This is a genomic window from Streptomyces sp. NPDC033180 (assembly GCF_055577645.1).
Genome location: NZ_JBVIPU010000003.1, coordinates 393848 through 410183, shown reverse-complemented (window position 1 = coordinate 410183; position 16336 = coordinate 393848). Strand labels below are relative to the sequence as shown.

The window sequence follows — 16336 nt, the reverse complement described above, 5'->3', positions numbered from 1 at the left end:
CCGCGAACCCACCTGACTTAAACAGCGTACATAAAGTTGAGTCTATTCCACTCAAGGAAAGCGCGAGACGTTCGAGCGGCTAAATTCCAGTTCATGGCCATGGATCCACACCACCCGACCCCCGCCTACCTCAGCTTCTGGCGTGAACGGCACCTGTGCACACTGACGACGCCGCGCCCCGACGGCTCCCCGCACGTCGTGCCGGTCTGCGTGACGTACGACCCGGAGGCGGGTGTGGCCCGCGTGCTCGCGAGCAGGTCGAGCGCGAAGGTGCGCCACATCCTGGCGGCGGAGGGGGCGGACGGGACGGGGGCGCGGGTGGCGGTCTGCCAGGTCGACGGGCGTCGCTGGGCGACGCTGGAGGGGCACGCGCGCGTGCGCATGGAGGCGGCGGAGATCGCGGAGGGCGAGCGTCGCTACGAGGAGCGGTACGGGCGGCCGCCGAGGCCGAATCCGCACCGGGCGCTGATCGAGATCACGCTGACCCGGGCGATGGGCACGCGATCACTGGGCGACGCGTAGTTCGCCGCGGCCGGCCGGTACCGGTACCGGCACACACCACAGCGGCGCCACCGTGTTCAGGTCCACGGTGGCGCCGCTGCTGGGGGAAGCACCTGCGCGATGTACAACGACGGGGGATCGCGTCAGGCGCTGCGGGGGGTGGCTGTAATGGCTCTTGTAGTGGTGGAACTCTGCTGGTCCTGCTGCTCCCGGCCGCCCGGCTGCCCAGGCTGCCCCGGCTCACCGACCAGCTGGTGGTCACGCCGGTCGAGATTGACGAAGACCATCCCGTACCGAATGGCACACCGCACGGGCTGGGGGGCGCCACGCGGCTTGCGGAGGCACCGGTAGGCCCGGATCTCCTCCTCGTCGTCACGGGTGACGACTACTGGCTCACCGAGGAGCGTGACCATCAACGAGTCGCCGGCGTGGGGTATCGCGGTGGCGAGATCGATGAAGTGCCAACCGGAGCGGTAGGCGGTGGCCATTTCTCGGCGGAAGGTGCGGTCGTCGGGGGGAGTACTCATGCGCCCGCTCCCGCCGGGGCTGTGTTCCAAATGATGTCCGGGGGCACCGCATTGGGCGCCGACATATGAGTGGCCGCGGGCTCGGAACTCCCAAGCGTGTCGAGAGCACTCCACGCACTGATGGCCAACCCAATGGAGAAGGCACCGACAAGTACCGAGCGAAGCATTCCCTTGCACATAGCGCGCTTCGTCCTCACTTCCATAGCGACTCTCCCCCGGCCTTCCAAGACGATGGCTCATTCAGCCATGCGAACACCACAGGAGCGATGCATCATGTTCCTGCACGTTCAGGACCCTGGGGGATGGAGATATGACAATAAACAGCCCAATTCGGGCACATCCTCATTCCATGGCTGACCTGTGCGACGAAGGGAAGAGGCTCTACGCCAGCGCTCTGCGCTCAGGGCGCATAGCGCGCACTGAAGTCGCACTGGCTCCTTGCCTGGTGGAGTTCGCCCTCCTGCACCCCGATCCCGATGACGCCGGCTGGCTACGTCCTCTTCCGCCGACGGCCGTGCTAGCTCAGCGCCTGCGGCCTCTTGAGCGTGAGATCCAGGAACGTAGGTCCCGCGCAGTCGAACTGACCGAAACCTTCGAGCCATTTATGGCCATCACCGCTCAAGACCGGACGCCGGTCCATGCGATAACGGTTCTGGAGGGCGTCAAGCGGATCAACGAGGCCATAGGAGTCGCCACAGCCGAGTGCCAGTCCGAGATCCTCACGGTTCAACCGGGCGGCGGGCGGAGCGAGGCCATCCTCACCGAGGCCGTGGAGCGAAGCCAGGGCATCATCGAGCGCGGCATCACCATGCGGACCCTCTACCAGCACACCGCTCGGCACAGCCAGGGCACGATTGCCTATGCCGAGTACATGAAACAAGGCAAGGTGGAGGTGCGGACCCTAGAGGAACTCATCGAACGGCTGATGATCTTCGACCGCACAGTCGCCTTCATACCCGCGCGGGACGATCGCCAAGTAGCCCTGGAACTCAGGCACCCGGGGCTCGTCGAGTACCTGGCGAACGTCTTCGAGCAACTCTGGCAACGTGCAGCTCCCCTCCTCGAAGAGACCCCCTACGCCCCCGCCACCGACGGCATCACCGGCGTCCAGCGCACCATAGCCAGGCTCCTCATCGAGGGCCACGTGGACGAAGCGATCGCCCGCCGCCTCGGCATGAACGTCCGCACCTGCCGATCCCACATCGCTAAGATCGCCGCAGCCCTGGGCAGTGGAAGCCGAGCTCAACTCGGCTATCTGATCGCACAGTCCGGGATCCTGGACAAAGAGCACTGACCTAGGTGAGGGGAGCGAGCGATACGTGACGGATGAGCCCCATGCCCACGGGTCCGATGAACCGTGCGAGACGGGCCTTTCCTTGTACACACGCGCTCTGTCGGAGGGCCGCATCCGAAGGGAGGAGGCCGAAGCAACGCCCTGCCTGATCGCATTCGGCCTCCTGCACGCCGACACCGAGGACGCGGGGTGGCTGCGGCCCACTGCTCCCGCCGTAGCTCTCCCCCGATTGCTCGAGCCCATCGAGGAAGGCATCGTCCATCAGCGGCATCGCGGCACCAAGCTGGCCAACGCGTTCTAGTCGCTCATGGCCGACGCCCCCCGCCAGGCCGCACCCTCGGACCGTTCCGCCGTCACCGTCTGCGTGGCCTCCCCCAGATCCAGGAGGCGGTGGCACGGGCACTGGCCGACTCCAGCCAAGAGCTGCTGTCCATCCAACCTGGTGGATACCGACCTCCTGAGGCGCTGGCCCAGTCCCTGGCAGACGCGCGGGGCGATCCGTCTCCCCGTCCTCGTCGAGCACCTCGCCGCCGCCTTCGATTGCTTGTGGGGCCTGGCCACCCCTATGTACCCGCATTCGATGCAGCTACCTGCGGGTAACGGCGTCACCACCCGACAGCAAGCCATAGCCGCCCTCCTCGTCGAGGGGCTCACAGACTCGGAGATCTCGGCTCGCCTCGGTATGAACGTGCGCACGACCCGCGTCCATATCGCCAAGCTCGCCGCCGCCCTCGAAAGCCGCAGCAGAGCCCAACTCGGCTACCTCATCGGCCGTTCGGGAATCCTGGACCAGGGGAAGTGACACGCCACCCACACATCGATCCTGCCCGTGACGCAACTGCCGCTACGTAGAATCGCGTCGCTTCAACAAAGCAGGACGGGGGCACGACATGTCCGTAGAGCACATACCGCACGGCGTCGAGCAATGGGCGGGTCCGCGATGCACCGATTGCGTGTCGCCTACTGCATCGCGCTCACAGCGACGGTCTGCGCCTTCTCGTTCGGTGCCGAGGCCTTCGTCAACGGCTTCGGCTCCGGGAGCGTGTTCGTCCGGTCCACCCTGATCTGGCTGGGCCTCGCCGCTGCTGGCGGCCCGTGTACTGGGGCAGCAGCTCGGCTGGGCCATCCCGCCGGTGTCGGTTCTCTTTCTGGTGTGGTTCCCCCACTACTGGTGGGACTGGACGGCCAACCCGCCCGGTGACCTGTTCAGCTGGGCTGCTGCCGCGATCGCTCTGGGTCTCGGAGTCACCGCGACCGCGGCAACTCCCTGGCGAAGGAAGACCTTTTTCCGCGGGGCCCGCGGCGGCGCCCACTGAAGCCCTCAGCCCCCCGCATGCAACCGCCGATGCAACTCCCTGATCTGCGAGGTCAGTTCTGGGGCCGGTCCCTCCACCCTCACCCCCGGTGCGATCTCACCGATCGGGAGTGAGTTCACCGGGGGCGGTGGGGCGCCCAGTTCCTTCAGCCACCGGGACAGTTGCTCCGACGACGCCGCGTACACGATTCGGCCCAGGCCCACCCAGCCGTGGGCCGCCGCGCACATGGGGCAGTGTTCGCCCGACGTGTAGACCGTTGCCTTCGCGCGGTCCTCGGGGGTCAGGTGCTGCGCCGACCAGCGGGCCAGTTCGAACTCCGGGTGGCGGGTGTGGTCCCCGTCCGCCACTCGGTTGCGGTCCTCCTTCAGGACCTCGCCGGCCGCCGATGCCAGGAGTGAGCCGAAGGGTTCGTCGCCCGCCTCCAGGGCCTCCCGCGCCAGTTCCACGCAGCGGCGCAGATGCTTCAGGTCCCGTTCGTCCATCAGGATTCCGTCCACGTTCGTAGTAGGTCCTCGCGTTCCGCCGCCCTCGGCGTCCCGCCCTCGTGGCGCCTGCCCCACTCCGCCATCGCCGCCAGCGTCGTCAGCAGCGTGCCCGCGCCCTGCGTCAGGCGGGACAGGAGCTCGCGGGAGAGTTCGTACTCCGCCCGGGAGTAACCCGTCGCCGCCGCCGTGTACACCGTGAGGTCCGTGTCTCCGTCGGCGTCCGAGACGCGCAGCGTCATCGTCGGCGCCTCGTCGCCCCCACCGAGGCCCACCGTCAGCGCCAGGCCCACCAGCACGCCCACGTTGCGCTTGAGGGACTTCACGGGGACGTCCCGCGCCGCCAGCGCGTGGACGTCCTCCCAGGGCCACAGGCCGTCCTGCTTTTCGCCCAGGGCCACCACGCCCTCCGGCGTCAGCCGCACCCCCGCCGCGAGCCCCGACGGCTTCGCGCCCACGTACACATCACCCTCGGCGATCCAGAACAGTCCCACCATGGCCATGGTGAGTCCTCCACTTCCCCCGGCAACAGACAGCAAGACGTCGGGGCCGGGAGGTTGACACCTCCCGGCCCCGACAAGAGCGTACGAAATCTACTGCTCCGACGACCTCTTGGGCCGCCACACCACCAGCGCGCTCGCCTGCTGCACGTCCTGGTACGGAACCAGGTCGCGGCGGTACGACGCGTGCACCGCCGCCTCGCGCTGCTGCATCGCCGCGGCAGCGCCCTCCACGGCGGAGGACAGTTCGACCACCCTCGCCTGCAGCGCCGCGACCTGGTTCTCCAGCTCGATGATGCGCTTGATGCCGGCGAGGTTGATGCCCTCTTCCTGCGACAACTGCTGCACCGTGCGCAGCAGTTCGATGTCGCGGGCCGAATAGCGCCGGCCACGGCCCGCCGTGCGGTCCGGGGAGACCAGACCGAGGCGGTCGTACTGGCGCAGGGTCTGCGGATGCAGGCCGGAAAGCTGGGCGGCCACTGAGATGACGTAGACCGGCGTCTCGTCGGTCAGTTGGTACGCCCGCCCGAAATTGGACTGTCGACGACGGCCGTCCATCTCATGCTCCCTTCGCGGCCTGGAACAGTTCTGCCCGCGGATCGTCGTCCGCAGTCGCCTCGCGGTAGGTCTCCAGGGCTTCCTTCGCGGAGTCCGACAACGACGTCGGGACCGATACCTCCACCGTCACCAGCAGATCGCCCCGCGAACCGTCCTTGCGGACCGCGCCCTTGCCCCGCGCCCGCATCGTACGACCGTTGGGGGTGCCCGGAGGCAGCTTCAGGGTGACCGGCGGGCCGCCCAGGGTGGGGACCTTCACCTCGCCGCCCAGTGCCGCCTCGGCGAACGTCACCGGCACCGTCACCGTGAGGTTGTCGCCCTTGCGGCCGAAGACCGGGTGGGTGTCGACGTGCACGACCACGTACAGGTCGCCCGCAGGGCCGCCCCGTTCACCGGGGCCGCCCTTGCCGCGCAGGCGGATGCGCTGGCCGTCACTGACCCCGGCCGGGATCCGCACCTGCATCGTGCGCGACGACTTCGCGCGGCCCGAGCCCTTGCAGACCTCGCACGGGTCCTGGGCGATGAGCCCACGGCCCTTGCAGTCCACGCAGGGGTCGGTCAACGAAAATCCGCCGCCGCCTCCCCGCGTGACCTGTCCCGTGCCGACGCAGGTCGGGCACACGCGCGGTGTGCCGTTCTTGTCGCCGGTGCCGGAACAAGCCTTGCAGGGAGCCTGGGAGGACATCCGGAGCGGGACCGTGGCCCCGTCCACCGCCTCCGTGAAGCTCAGCGTGACCTCGGACTCGACGTCCTGGCCGCGCCGGGGCTGCGTACGCGTGCCCGCGCCGCCCGCGCCCGTGCCGCCTCGGTTGAACAGGCCCCCGAAGACGTCACCCAGACCGCCCCCGAAGCCACCGCCGGCGCCGCCCGCTCCACCGCCCGGGGCGCCGCCTCCGAAGAGGTCGCCCAGGTCGAAGTTGAAGGAGCCTCCGGCACCGCCGCCTCCGGGACCCGCCCGGAAGCCGCCGTTGCCGAAGAGAGCACGCGCTTCGTCGTACTCCTTGCGCTTCTTGGGGTCACCGAGGATGTCGTTCGCCTCGGAGATCTCCTTGAAGCGCTCTTCCGCCTTGGTGTTGCCCTTGTTGGCGTCCGGGTGGTTCTCGCGTGCGAGTTTCCGGTACGCCTTCTTGATCTCGGCCTCGGTGGCGTCCTTGGGGACGCCGAGGACCTTGTAGTAGTCCTTCTCGATGAAGTCCTTGGTGCTCATCCCCGACGTCCCTCCTCTCGCTTCACAACAACTCCGATACGTCAGCCCTCGTCCGGGCCGCCACCGGTCTCCTTGTCCTCCGCCTTGTCGGCGGAGTCCGTGGGAGCGGCGGTCGCATCGTCCTCCGCGGCCCCCTTGACCGTCTGCGCGCCCGGCTGCGGCTCGGCCACGGCCACCCGCGCGGGGCGGATGGTGCGCTCACCGATGCGGTACCCCGGCTGCAGGATCGCGACGCACGTCGTCTCGGTGACGTCGGGCGCGTACGAGTGCATCAGGGCTTCGTGGATCGTCGGGTCGAAGGGCTCGCCCTCCTTGCCGAACTGCTGGAGGCCCATCTTGGCGACCACCGTCTCCAGCGCCTCCGCCACCGACTTGAACCCGCCGACCAGCTCGCCGTGTTCACGGGCGCGGCCGACGTCGTCGAGGGTCGGGAGGAGTTCGGACAGGAGGTTCGCCGCGGCGATCTCCTTGACCGTCACCTTGTCCCGCTCCACCCGGCGGCGGTAGTTCTGGTACTCCGCCTGGAGCCGCTGGAGGTCCGCCGTGCGCTCGCCGAGCGCCGTACGCACCTGGTCCAGCTGTGCGATCAGACCCACATCCTGGGCGGACTGAGCCGTCGTGCTGCTTGCTGCGTCCCCGGCCGGGGCCGCCGGGCCCTCCTCGGTGGAGGGCTCGGCGGCCTGCGGCGCCGCGTCATCAGGGGTGGCGCCGGAGGGGACGTCAGGCTTCTCGGCGTTGTCGCCGAAGCCCGGAGTCTCCTCGGTCATGCGGCGCCGCCCTTCGAGTCGTTCGGCTTCTCGTCGTCGACGATCTCGGCGTCGACCACGTCGTCGTCCTTGGACATGTTCGGGGCCTCTTCGCCCTCGGCACCCGGGGCAGCGCCCTCGGCACCGGCGGCCTGCGCGTCCGCGTACATGGCCTGGCCGAGCTTCTGCGAGACGGCCGCGACCTTCTCGGTGGCCGTGCGGATCTCCGCCGTGTCGTCGCCCTTGAGCTTCTCCTTCAGCTCTTCGACGGCCGACTCGACCTCGGTCTTCACGTCACCGGGGACCTTGTCCGCGTTGTCGGTGAGGAACTTCTCCGTCTGGTAGACGAGCTGCTCGCCCTGGTTGCGGGACTCGGCGGCCTCGCGGCGCTTGTGGTCCTCGTCCGCGTACTGCTCGGCCTCCTGGCGCATGCGGTCGACCTCGTCCTTCGGCAGCGAGGAGCCGCCGGTGACGGTCATCTTCTGCTCCTTGCCGGTGCCGAGGTCCTTGGCCGTCACGTGCATGATGCCGTTGGCGTCGATGTCGAAGGCGACCTCGATCTGCGGGACACCGCGCGGGGCCGGCGGCAGGCCCGTGAGCTCGAACATTCCGAGCTTCTTGTTGTACGCCGCGATCTCGCGCTCGCCCTGGTAGACCTGGATCTGGACGGACGGCTGGTTGTCCTCGGCCGTCGTGAAGATCTCGGAGCGCTTGGTCGGGATCGTGGTGTTGCGCTCGATGAGCTTGGTCATGATCCCTCCCTTGGTCTCGATGCCGAGGGACAGCGGGGTGACGTCGAGGAGCAGGACGTCCTTGACCTCGCCCTTGAGGACACCGGCCTGGAGGGCGGCGCCGATGGCGACGACCTCGTCCGGGTTCACGCCCTTGTTGGCGTCCTGGCCGCCGGTCAGCTCCTTGACGAGCTCCGCGACGGCGGGCATACGGGTCGAGCCACCGACGAGAACGACGTGGTCGATCTCGGAGAGCTGGATGCCCGCGTCCTTGATGACGTTGTGGAACGGCGTCTTGCAGCGCTCCAGAAGGTCGGACGTGAGCTGCTGGAACTGGGCGCGCGTGAGCTTCTCGTCCAGGTGCAGCGGGCCCTCGGCGGACGCCGTGATGTAGGGCAGGTTGATCGTGGTCTCCGTGGAGGAGGACAACTCGATCTTGGCCTTCTCGGCCGCCTCGCGCAGGCGCTGGAGCGCCATCTTGTCCTTGGAGAGGTCCACGCCGTGGCCGTTGTTGAACTGCTTGACCAGGTAGTCGACGACGCGCTGGTCCCAGTCGTCACCACCGAGGTGGTTGTCGCCGTTCGTGGCCTTCACCTCGACGACGCCGTCGCCGATCTCCAGGAGGGACACGTCGAAGGTGCCGCCACCGAGGTCGAAGACGAGGATCGTCTGGTCGTCCTTGTCGAGGCCGTACGCGAGAGCGGCGGCCGTCGGCTCGTTGACGATGCGCAGGACGTTCAGGCCCGCGATCTCGCCGGCCTCCTTGGTGGCCTGGCGCTCCGAGTCGTTGAAGTACGCCGGGACGGTGATGACCGCGTCGGCCACCTTCTCGCCCAGGTACGACTCCGCGTCGCGCTTCAGCTTCTGCAGGATGAACGCCGAGATCTGCTGGGGGTTGAACCCCTTGTCGTCGATGTCCACCTTCCAGTCAGTGCCCATGTGGCGCTTGACCGAACGGATGGTCCTGTCGACGTTCGTGACCGCCTGGCGCTTGGCGACCTCGCCGACAAGCACCTCGCCGTTCTTCGCGAAGGCGACGACGGACGGCGTGGTCCTGGCGCCCTCGGCGTTGGTGATGACGGTGGGCTCGCCGCCTTCAAGAACGCTGACGACAGAGTTAGTCGTGCCCAGGTCGATGCCGACCGCACGTGCCATTTCAGTTCCTCCAGATGTAACTCTTGAGTGGATCTGACTCAACAATGCATGACCGCTGCGCTGGCGTCAACAGAGCTGAGCCTGGGGGACTCAACTCTTATCCCGGGCTTACGCGCAACCCGCGCCCCGGCACCGAGCCTCCATGCATGCGTCCGCGGGTCCGTCGCGGGCTGGGCGCGCAGTTCCCCGCGCCCCTGCGGGGCGCGACTCGGCAAGGGTGACCTGAGCGACGCAGATCACCGCCCTGCTGGCTACAGTGCGGCTGAGTAAGTGGGTAGTCTCAGACGGACTGCATAAGTTACCGCTTAGTAATAGTTCGCCTCGCAGGCCCGAGGAGCCCCCAAATGCAACTCGCCGCGATCATCGTGTCGCTGGTCCTAATCGCGGTCGGCGTCGCGCTGTTCGGCCGTGCCATCGTGCAGATCTACCAGTACATGCGGCTCGGACAGCCGGTCCCCGCAGGTACCCGCACCGATCAGCCCGTGCAGCGCACCGTCACCGTGGCCAGGGAGTTCCTCGGCCACACCCGCATGAACCGCTGGGGCGTCGTCGGCGTCGCGCACTGGTTCGTGGCGGTGGGCTTCTTCTCGCTGCTCCTGACCATCGTCAACGCCATCGGCCAGCTCTTCAAGGCCGACTGGATGCTGCCGATCATCGGCGAGTGGGCCCCGTACAACATGTTCGTCGAGTTCATCGGCACCATGACGGTGGTCGGCATCCTGACGCTGATCGTCATCCGGCAGCTGAGCAACCCCGACAAGCCGGGCCGCAAGTCCCGCTTCGCGGGCTCCAAGAAGGGCCAGGCGTACTTCGTCGAGGCCGTCATCCTCATCGTCGGCGTCTGCATCTTCACGCTGCACGCCCTTGAGGGCGCCCAGCACCACGTGGACAGCTACGAGGCGTCGTTCTTCATCTCGTACCCGTTCGTCTCGTGGTTCGGCGGCATGGATCTCTCCACGCTGCAGAACCTCACGTACTTCTTCGCCATGGTGAAGATCGCGACGTCCTTCATCTGGATGATCACCGTCGCGCTCAACACGAACATGGGCGTCGCCTGGCACCGCTTCCTCGCCTTCCCGAACATCTGGTTCAAGCGCGACGCGGACGGCTCCACGACCCTCGGCGAGCTCCAGCCCATGACGTCCGGCGGCAAGCCGATCGACTGGGAGGACCCGGCGGAGGACGCCGTCTTCGGTGTCAGCCAGGTCGAGCAGTTCTCCTGGAAGGGCCTCCTCGACTTCAGTACGTGCACCGAGTGCGGCCGCTGCCAGTCGCAGTGCCCCGCGTGGAACACCGGCAAGCCGCTCTCGCCGAAGCTCCTGATCATGTCGCTGCGCGACCACGCGCACGCCAAGGCCCCGTACCTCCTCGCGGGCGGCGGCAAGGACATGGAGGGCAACGAGAAGGCGACGGAGGAGCAGCTCAAGGACGTTCCCGCCGCCGCTCTCGCCGAGGCCGAGCGCCCCCTCGTCGGCACCGCCGAGGTGAACGGCGTCATCGACCCCGACGTCCTGTGGTCCTGCACCAGCTGCGGCGCCTGCGTCGAGCAGTGCCCGGTGGACATCGAGCACATCGACCACATCGTCGACATGCGCCGCTACCAGGTGATGATCGAGAGCGCGTTCCCGTCCGAGGCCGGGACGATGCTCAAGAACCTGGAGAAGAAGGGCAACCCCTGGGGTCTGGCCAAGAAGCAGCGCCTTGAGTGGCTCAAGGAGCTCGACTTCGAGGTGCCGGTCGTCGGCAAGGACATCGAGGACCTCACCGAGGTCGAGTACCTCTACTGGGTCGGTTGCGCCGGCTCCCTCGAGGACCGGGCGAAGAAGACCACCAAGGCCTTCGCCGAGCTGCTCAACATGGCGGGCGTCAAGTTCGCGATCATGGGCGGCGACGAGAAGTGCACGGGTGACTCCGCTCGCCGCCTGGGCAACGAGCCGCTGTTCCAGCAGCTCGGCCAGGAGAACGTGATGGCGCTGAACATGGCGTTCGGCGAGGAGCTCGACGACGACGGCAAGGTCACGCCCGATTCGGCCAAGCCGAAGACCGCGAAGAAGATCGTCGCGACCTGCCCGCACTGCCTCAACACGCTCGGCAACGAGTACCCGCAGCTCGGCGGCGACTACGAGGTCATCCACCACACGCAGCTGCTCCAGCACCTCATCGACGAGGGCAAGCTGATCCCGGTGACGCCCGTCGAGGGCCTCATCACCTACCACGACCCGTGCTACCTCGGCCGGCACAACAAGATCTACACGCCCCCGCGCGAGATCATGTCCGCCGTCCCGGGCCTGCGCCAGCAGGAGATGCACCGCCACAAGGAGCGCGGCTTCTGCTGCGGCGCGGGTGGCGCGCGGATGTGGATGGAGGAGCGGATCGGCAAGCGCATCAACACGGAGCGGGTCGACGAGGCGCTCAGCCTCAACCCCGACATCGTGTCGACCGCCTGCCCGTTCTGCCTGGTGATGCTCACCGACTCGGTCAACGGCAAGAAGAACGACGGCAAGGCCCAGGAGTCCCTCCAGGTCGTGGACGTCGCGCAGCTGCTGCTCGACTCCGTGAAGACGCCGGTGGACCCCGCCGGTGAGGCCGAGACCGCGGACGAGCCGGCGCCCGAGCCGGTCAAGTAGCCCCCTGCCTCGCGGCTTTCAGGCCGGTTCCGCCCCTCGGGCGGGACCGGCCTTTCGTTTGTGACACATAGGGGAGCATCATGTGCTGGTTGTTGTCGGTTGGGGCGGTCGGGGCGGGAGATGGGCATGCGGAGTGCCGGGATACGTGGCGTACGTGGTGTCAGACGCGAGGGCGCCGCGCGGCGCATGGGTGTCATGGGCACGGCAGCCGTCGTCAGCTGCGCGCTGCTGCTCACCGGGTGCGGCGGCGGCAACGACGACGCGGCCAAGCCGGACGCCCGGCACAAGCCCGTCAGCATGGCGGGCAAGGGCGCACCCCAGCAGCCCGTCCCCCAGGGCAAGGGCAGCAAGGTCGACGACGACTTCAACGGTGACGGCGCCCCCGATCTCGTACTCGACAATCTGGTGCACAGCGGCCACGGCGACGACGCGGGCATCGGTGTCGTCTACGGGTCGAAGAGCGGACTGCGCCCCGGGGCACGGCAGTTGCTGAGCGCCCAGGCCAACGGAGCGCGTACGAAGGGCGAGTTGCCCGCCGCCTTCGAGTCGGAGGCCGCCTGCGACCTCGACAAGGACGGGTTCACCGACCTGCTCGTCTCCACCGACCCGCCCTATGACGGCATCGGCCAGCCGCCCGTGCCGCTGCAGATCCTCTTCGGCTCGGCTCGGGGCCTGACGGGCAAGGCCGTGAAGGTGCAGGTGCCCAAGCAGTCCCGCATCGGCAACGACTGGTCCGACCAGCCGGTGTGCGGCGACTTCGACGGTGACGGCGCGAGCGACCTCGTCCTGCACGCGAGCGGCGCCCGGCTCACCTTCCTGCGCGGCCCCTTCAAGCGGACCGGCGCCCCGCGCGCCGCGGGCAAGCCACTGGCCGCGCCCGGCAACGACCTCGTCACCGGCAGGGCCACGGACGTCGACCGCGACGGCTACGACGACCTCCTCGTCCGCAAGGCGGCGAACGCGTCCGGCGCCGCGGCCGGAGCCCTCGTCCTGGGCGGCCCGAAGGGTCCCGCCGAGACCGGGGTGCTCTTCCCGTCCGGGACGGACACCGCGTTCGGGCGCTTCGGCAAGGGCAAGGGCATGGACGCGGCCGTCGCGGGCCCGGCCGGGGTCGCGCTGCGCTACGACGTGCCCGGCACCCTGCGCTCCACCCTTGAGGCGAAGGACGTGGCCGTGGACGCGGGCGACTTCGACGGGGACGGCCTGAGCGAGCTCGTCCTGAGCGGGGGCGGCAGCGGGAGTGGCGGCGACGCGGGTGAGGTGCGGGTCTTCCGGGGGCGGACGGGTGGCCTTTCGGCCAACGCGACGGCGACGGTTGTCCCGGCCGCGGAGGGGACCACGCAGGTGCTGAGCATCGCGGACTTCGACGGTGACAAGCGGGCCGATCTCGTCCTGCGGACCTACCGGGGAGAGGGCAAGGACACCGTGGGGGTGTACCCCGGAGTGAAGGGCGAGCTGGTGGCGCGCAAGCCTGGGCTCACGTTCTCGACGCAGGAGTTCCTCGCCCTCGGGGACGGGGCGTAGGGGACAGGGGTAGGGACAGGGCGTAGGAACAGGGCGCAGGGGGCGGGGGCGCCCCCCCCCTGGTTCATCTGGAAGTCACCCCAACTCCCCCGTCGCACAACCATTCGTACGCCCCACAAGTCACACCCCCGGAAGCATTTCCCCACTCCCGGGAGTCCCACGTGCGTGTACGTAATCTGGCCATCGCCGCGAGTGTGGCGGCCCTTGCCGCCGCCGGTCTGACACTGCCCCTCGCGGGCACGGCGAGCGCCGCGTCCACGCTCAAGGACGACTACAACGGGGACGGCTACCGCGACCTGGCCGTCGGGACCCCCCGCTCCAACTCCGTGACCGTGACGTTCGGTTCGGCCTCCGGGGTATCCGGGGGCCGCTCCGTCACCGTCACCCAGGACACGGCCGGAGTGCCCGGAGTCCTGGAGGACGAGGACGAGTTCGGCGAGAACGTCACCAGCGGCGACACGAACGGTGACGGCTACGCCGACCTGATCGTGGGCTCCCCCGGCGAGCAGGTCGAGGGCAAGCCGTCCGGCTCGGTCACCGTGATCAAGGGCGGCAGGAACGCCTTCACCTCCGGCGGCCACGTCGTGAACGCCCCCGCCGACACCGCGGGCCGCTTCGGCGAGGCCACCACCTGGGCCGACTTCGACGACGACGGTTCACCCCAGCTGGCCGTGATCAGCGGCGACAACTGGTGGTACTACTCCGGCGCGGGGGGCCAGGCGTTCGGCCTGGAGGTCGACTTCATCCCCGAGGACGCTCACCTGGACGGCATGGTCGCGGGCAACTTCAAGCGCAAGGACGGCATCGGCCTCGTCCTGTACGGCGAGCGCGCGGACGGCGGCGCCTGGACCGCGCACATGAACGGCGGCGCCGGCGACTACGGCTACCAGGCCGAGGTCCTCGGCGAGGGCGCCGACCCGACGGCCACGCGCTCCGCCGCCACCACCGGTGATGTCAACGGCGACGGCTACGCCGACCTGGTCACCGGCAACCCCCGTGATGCCAAGGGCGGTTCGGTCACCGTGTGGTTCGGCGGCAACGGCAGGTTCGGTGCGCCCGTGACGTACGACCAGGCCAGTACGGGCATCCCCGGCGCCGACGAGGCGGACGACGGCTTCGGCTGGTCCGTGGCCGCGGGCGACGTCACGGGCGACGGCCTCGCGGACCTCGCGGTGGGCACGCCCGGCGAGGAGGTCGGCACAGTGGACGGCACCGGCAGCGTGACGCTCCTGAAGTCCACCGCGGGCAAGTTCACCTCGGGCGAGGCCTGGCACCAGGAGACCGCGGGCGTACCCGGCGTAGCCGAGGCGGGCGACAGCTTCGGTGCGTCCGTGCGCCTCAAGGACATCAACAAGAACGGCAAGGCGGACCTGGCGACCGGCGCGACCGGCGAGGACATCGGCACGACGCGGGACGTCGGCGCCGTGTGGGTCCTGCGCGGCACGGCGACGGGCCTGACGTCGTCGTACGCGGCCTCGTTCAACGGTTCGGACTTCGGGCTCGGCGCCACCAGCTTCGGCGAGACGCTGCGCTGAGCAGGACGCTGCGCTGAGCAGGACGCTGCGCTGAGCAGGACGCTGCGCTGAGCGGCGGGCCTTTCCCTCCGCCCTGCCCCCCCCTTTCCCTTCTGATTACGTGAGTTGGAGACATCTGGTGACCTCAAGAGCTGACCGCGCGCGAAAGCCCGCACGCAACAAGATCCTCGCGGCGAGCGCGCTCTGCGCCGCCACCGTGCTCGGCGTCGCGGGCCTGACCGCGGGCGGCGCTGTCGCCGCCGAGCCCGCCGTTCCGACCGCCGACTACAACAACGACGGTTACGCGGACCTCGCGGTCGGCGTGCCGGGCGCGACGGTCGGCGGCAAGGCCAAGGCCGGTTACGTCAACGTGGTGTGGGGCGGCGCGTCCGGCCTCGGCAAGCACGGCTCGACCACCGTCAGCCAGGCCACGGCGGGCGTGCCCGGCACGGCGGAGGCGGGCGACGCGTTCGGCACGGCCGTCGACTCGAACGACATGAACGGCGACGGCTACAGCGACCTCATTGTCGGCACACCCGACGAGGACAACGACGCGGGCATCTCCGCGGGCACCGTCGCCGTCGTATGGGGCGCGGCGGGCGGCTTCAAGGGTGGCTTCACCGCGGCCAACGGCCAGGTCAGCGACGGCAGTTACGGCGAGCTGCTCGCGAGTGGCGACTTCGACAAGGACGGCGACAAGGACATCGCCCTCAACACCCACTTCGACGAGACCAGTTCGGTCTCGGTGCGCCCCGGCCCCTTCACCGCGGGCTCTCCCGCCGACCTGTCCCGGGTCGAGGGCTGGCACTTCGCGGGGCCCCGCGCGCTGGTCGCCGGTGACTTCGACGGGGACGGCGCGGACGACCTCGCGTTCAGTCACGACGGCATGGAGGTCAGCGGTACGACGGTGAAGAGCCGCGACGCGGGCACGGGCGAGTGGAAGACGACGTGGTCCACGGGCGACAGCACCGACACCGGGCTCGCCACCGGTGACTTCGACGGGGACGACACGGCGGATCTGGCGATCGGCAACGTCCAGCCCAACCCCGAGTCGGAGAGCACGAGTTGCGAGGACCGTCTCGGCGGCGCGATCCTCACCGTGTACGGCAAGAAGGGCTCCACGCTGGGCGGCCCGTCCTCCTGCACCACGCAGAGCGGCCCGCAGGTCGGCGGCAGCCCGGAGGCGGGGGACAACTTCGGGGCGCGGCTCGCGTCCACCGACACCGACCAGGACGGCCGCGACGAGCTGATCGCCGGCTCCGAGACGGAGGCGGTCGGTACCGCCGAGAACGCGGGCACGTACTGGTTCCTCACCGCGACCGGCACGGGTACGGACCTCGCGGGACCCGCCTTCAGCCAGAACTCCGCGGGAGTGCCGGGCACGGCGGAGGCGGGCGACCGCTTCGGCGCCGCGGTCACCGCGGGCGACTACAACGGCGACAGGCTGCCGGACTTCGCCGTGGGCACGCCCGGCGAGGACGCGAAGTCGGGCGGCGTCTGGTACGCGAAGACGCCCACGAACGACCCCGGCCCGGAGATGACCTCGGTGACCCCCGGGAAGCTGGGGCTCTCCGGCGCCAGTGGCTATGGGGCAGTGCTGAGCCGATAGCGGGCGAGCTGAGATTTCCCGGCCTGCCGCTCATCCACGGGCACG

16 protein-coding genes are annotated in these 16336 nt (G+C 69.1%); 9 read left to right on the top strand and 7 right to left on the bottom strand.

What is annotated here, in order from left to right; genetic code table 11:
* The first annotated feature begins 93 nt into the window (after positions 1-93).
* Entirely contained in the window at positions 94-522 is a 429-nt protein-coding gene (locus ACZ5WE_RS12630; protein WP_467685801.1) for a pyridoxamine 5'-phosphate oxidase family protein, read from the top strand.
* A gap of 122 nt (positions 523-644) precedes the next feature.
* Here ACZ5WE_RS12630 and ACZ5WE_RS12625 read toward each other — a convergent pair whose 3' ends face one another.
* Positions 645-1028, bottom strand: coding sequence for a hypothetical protein (locus ACZ5WE_RS12625; protein WP_467685799.1), 384 nt, complete (start codon positions 1026-1028; stop codon positions 645-647).
* Between the two features lie 310 nt (positions 1029-1338).
* Here ACZ5WE_RS12625 and ACZ5WE_RS12620 point away from each other — a divergent pair, with 310 nt between their 5' ends.
* The 4 genes from ACZ5WE_RS12620 to ACZ5WE_RS12605 all read left to right on the top strand — a co-directional run bounded on the left by ACZ5WE_RS12620 (position 1339) and on the right by ACZ5WE_RS12605 (position 3638).
* Positions 1339-2322: a helix-turn-helix transcriptional regulator gene (locus ACZ5WE_RS12620; protein WP_467685797.1), complete on the top strand. Its 984-nt coding sequence runs from the start codon at positions 1339-1341 to the stop codon at positions 2320-2322.
* An 82-nt stretch (positions 2323-2404) separates the two neighbouring features.
* Positions 2405-2623, top strand: coding sequence for a hypothetical protein (locus ACZ5WE_RS12615; RefSeq protein ID WP_467685795.1), 219 nt, complete (start codon positions 2405-2407; stop codon positions 2621-2623).
* A 279-nt stretch (positions 2624-2902) separates the two neighbouring features.
* Positions 2903-3124 carry a helix-turn-helix domain-containing protein gene (locus ACZ5WE_RS12610; protein WP_467685793.1) on the top strand — a complete coding sequence of 74 codons (222 nt, stop codon included), beginning with the start codon at positions 2903-2905 and terminating at the stop codon, positions 3122-3124.
* A 331-nt stretch (positions 3125-3455) separates the two neighbouring features.
* Complete coding sequence (locus ACZ5WE_RS12605) at positions 3456-3638, top strand: hypothetical protein (RefSeq protein WP_467685791.1); 183 nt, start codon at positions 3456-3458, stop codon at positions 3636-3638.
* A gap of 5 nt (positions 3639-3643) precedes the next feature.
* Here ACZ5WE_RS12605 and ACZ5WE_RS12600 read toward each other — a convergent pair whose 3' ends face one another.
* From ACZ5WE_RS12600 to dnaK, 6 genes are all read right to left on the bottom strand, one after another.
* The gene (locus tag ACZ5WE_RS12600; protein ID WP_467686241.1) at positions 3644-4120 is read right to left on the bottom strand and encodes a nucleoside deaminase; all 477 of its coding nucleotides are present in this window, start codon (positions 4118-4120) and stop codon (positions 3644-3646) included.
* On the bottom strand, positions 4120-4623 hold the full coding sequence (locus tag ACZ5WE_RS12595; protein ID WP_467685789.1) for a hypothetical protein: 504 nt from the start codon (positions 4621-4623) through the stop codon (positions 4120-4122). The genes ACZ5WE_RS12600 and ACZ5WE_RS12595 overlap by 1 nt, the downstream gene beginning before the upstream one ends.
* A gap of 90 nt (positions 4624-4713) precedes the next feature.
* Complete coding sequence (locus ACZ5WE_RS12590; protein ID WP_367043844.1) at positions 4714-5178, bottom strand: heat shock protein transcriptional repressor HspR; 465 nt, start codon at positions 5176-5178, stop codon at positions 4714-4716.
* Position 5179: 1 nt separating this feature from the next.
* Entirely contained in the window at positions 5180-6385 is a 1206-nt protein-coding gene (gene dnaJ, locus ACZ5WE_RS12585) for a molecular chaperone DnaJ (RefSeq protein WP_467685787.1), read from the bottom strand.
* 41 nt (positions 6386-6426) lie between these two features.
* The gene (gene grpE, locus ACZ5WE_RS12580; protein ID WP_467685785.1) at positions 6427-7152 is read right to left on the bottom strand and encodes a nucleotide exchange factor GrpE; all 726 of its coding nucleotides are present in this window, start codon (positions 7150-7152) and stop codon (positions 6427-6429) included.
* Positions 7149-9017, bottom strand: a complete 1869-nt coding sequence (dnaK, locus tag ACZ5WE_RS12575) for a molecular chaperone DnaK (protein ID WP_467685783.1) — start codon at positions 9015-9017, stop codon at positions 7149-7151. The genes grpE and dnaK overlap by 4 nt, the downstream gene beginning before the upstream one ends.
* A 344-nt stretch (positions 9018-9361) precedes the next feature.
* Between dnaK and ACZ5WE_RS12570 the strand changes: the two genes are divergently transcribed.
* From ACZ5WE_RS12570 to ACZ5WE_RS12555, 4 genes are all read left to right on the top strand, one after another.
* A complete protein-coding gene (locus tag ACZ5WE_RS12570) occupies positions 9362-11644 on the top strand; it encodes a (Fe-S)-binding protein (protein WP_467685781.1) in 2283 nt (760 codons plus the stop codon).
* 126 nt (positions 11645-11770) lie between these two features.
* Positions 11771-13168 carry an FG-GAP repeat domain-containing protein gene (locus ACZ5WE_RS12565; RefSeq protein WP_467685779.1) on the top strand — a complete coding sequence of 466 codons (1398 nt, stop codon included), beginning with the start codon at positions 11771-11773 and terminating at the stop codon, positions 13166-13168.
* Between the two features lie 161 nt (positions 13169-13329).
* Complete coding sequence (locus ACZ5WE_RS12560) at positions 13330-14703, top strand: FG-GAP-like repeat-containing protein (protein ID WP_467685777.1); 1374 nt, start codon at positions 13330-13332, stop codon at positions 14701-14703.
* Between the two features lie 118 nt (positions 14704-14821).
* Positions 14822-16291: a VCBS repeat-containing protein gene (locus tag ACZ5WE_RS12555; protein WP_467685775.1), complete on the top strand. Its 1470-nt coding sequence runs from the start codon at positions 14822-14824 to the stop codon at positions 16289-16291.
* Positions 16292-16336 lie beyond the last annotated feature (45 nt).

Coding starts and splice junctions, on each gene's coding strand:
- ACZ5WE_RS12630 (WP_467685801.1), top strand. CDS start 94: ATGGCCATGGATCCACACCACCCGACCCCCGCCTACCTCAGCTTCTGG.
- ACZ5WE_RS12625 (WP_467685799.1), bottom strand. CDS start 1,028: ATGAGTACTCCCCCCGACGACCGCACCTTCCGCCGAGAAATGGCCACC.
- ACZ5WE_RS12620 (WP_467685797.1), top strand. CDS start 1,339: ATGACAATAAACAGCCCAATTCGGGCACATCCTCATTCCATGGCTGAC.
- ACZ5WE_RS12610 (WP_467685793.1), top strand. CDS start 2,903: ATGCAGCTACCTGCGGGTAACGGCGTCACCACCCGACAGCAAGCCATA.
- ACZ5WE_RS12600 (WP_467686241.1), bottom strand. CDS start 4,120: ATGGACGAACGGGACCTGAAGCATCTGCGCCGCTGCGTGGAACTGGCG.
- ACZ5WE_RS12595 (WP_467685789.1), bottom strand. CDS start 4,623: ATGGCCATGGTGGGACTGTTCTGGATCGCCGAGGGTGATGTGTACGTG.
- ACZ5WE_RS12590 (WP_367043844.1), bottom strand. CDS start 5,178: ATGGACGGCCGTCGTCGACAGTCCAATTTCGGGCGGGCGTACCAACTG.
- dnaJ (WP_467685787.1), bottom strand. CDS start 6,385: ATGAGCACCAAGGACTTCATCGAGAAGGACTACTACAAGGTCCTCGGC.
- grpE (WP_467685785.1), bottom strand. CDS start 7,152: ATGACCGAGGAGACTCCGGGCTTCGGCGACAACGCCGAGAAGCCTGAC.
- dnaK (WP_467685783.1), bottom strand. CDS start 9,017: ATGGCACGTGCGGTCGGCATCGACCTGGGCACGACTAACTCTGTCGTC.
- ACZ5WE_RS12570 (WP_467685781.1), top strand. CDS start 9,362: ATGCAACTCGCCGCGATCATCGTGTCGCTGGTCCTAATCGCGGTCGGC.
- ACZ5WE_RS12565 (WP_467685779.1), top strand. CDS start 11,771: ATGCGGAGTGCCGGGATACGTGGCGTACGTGGTGTCAGACGCGAGGGC.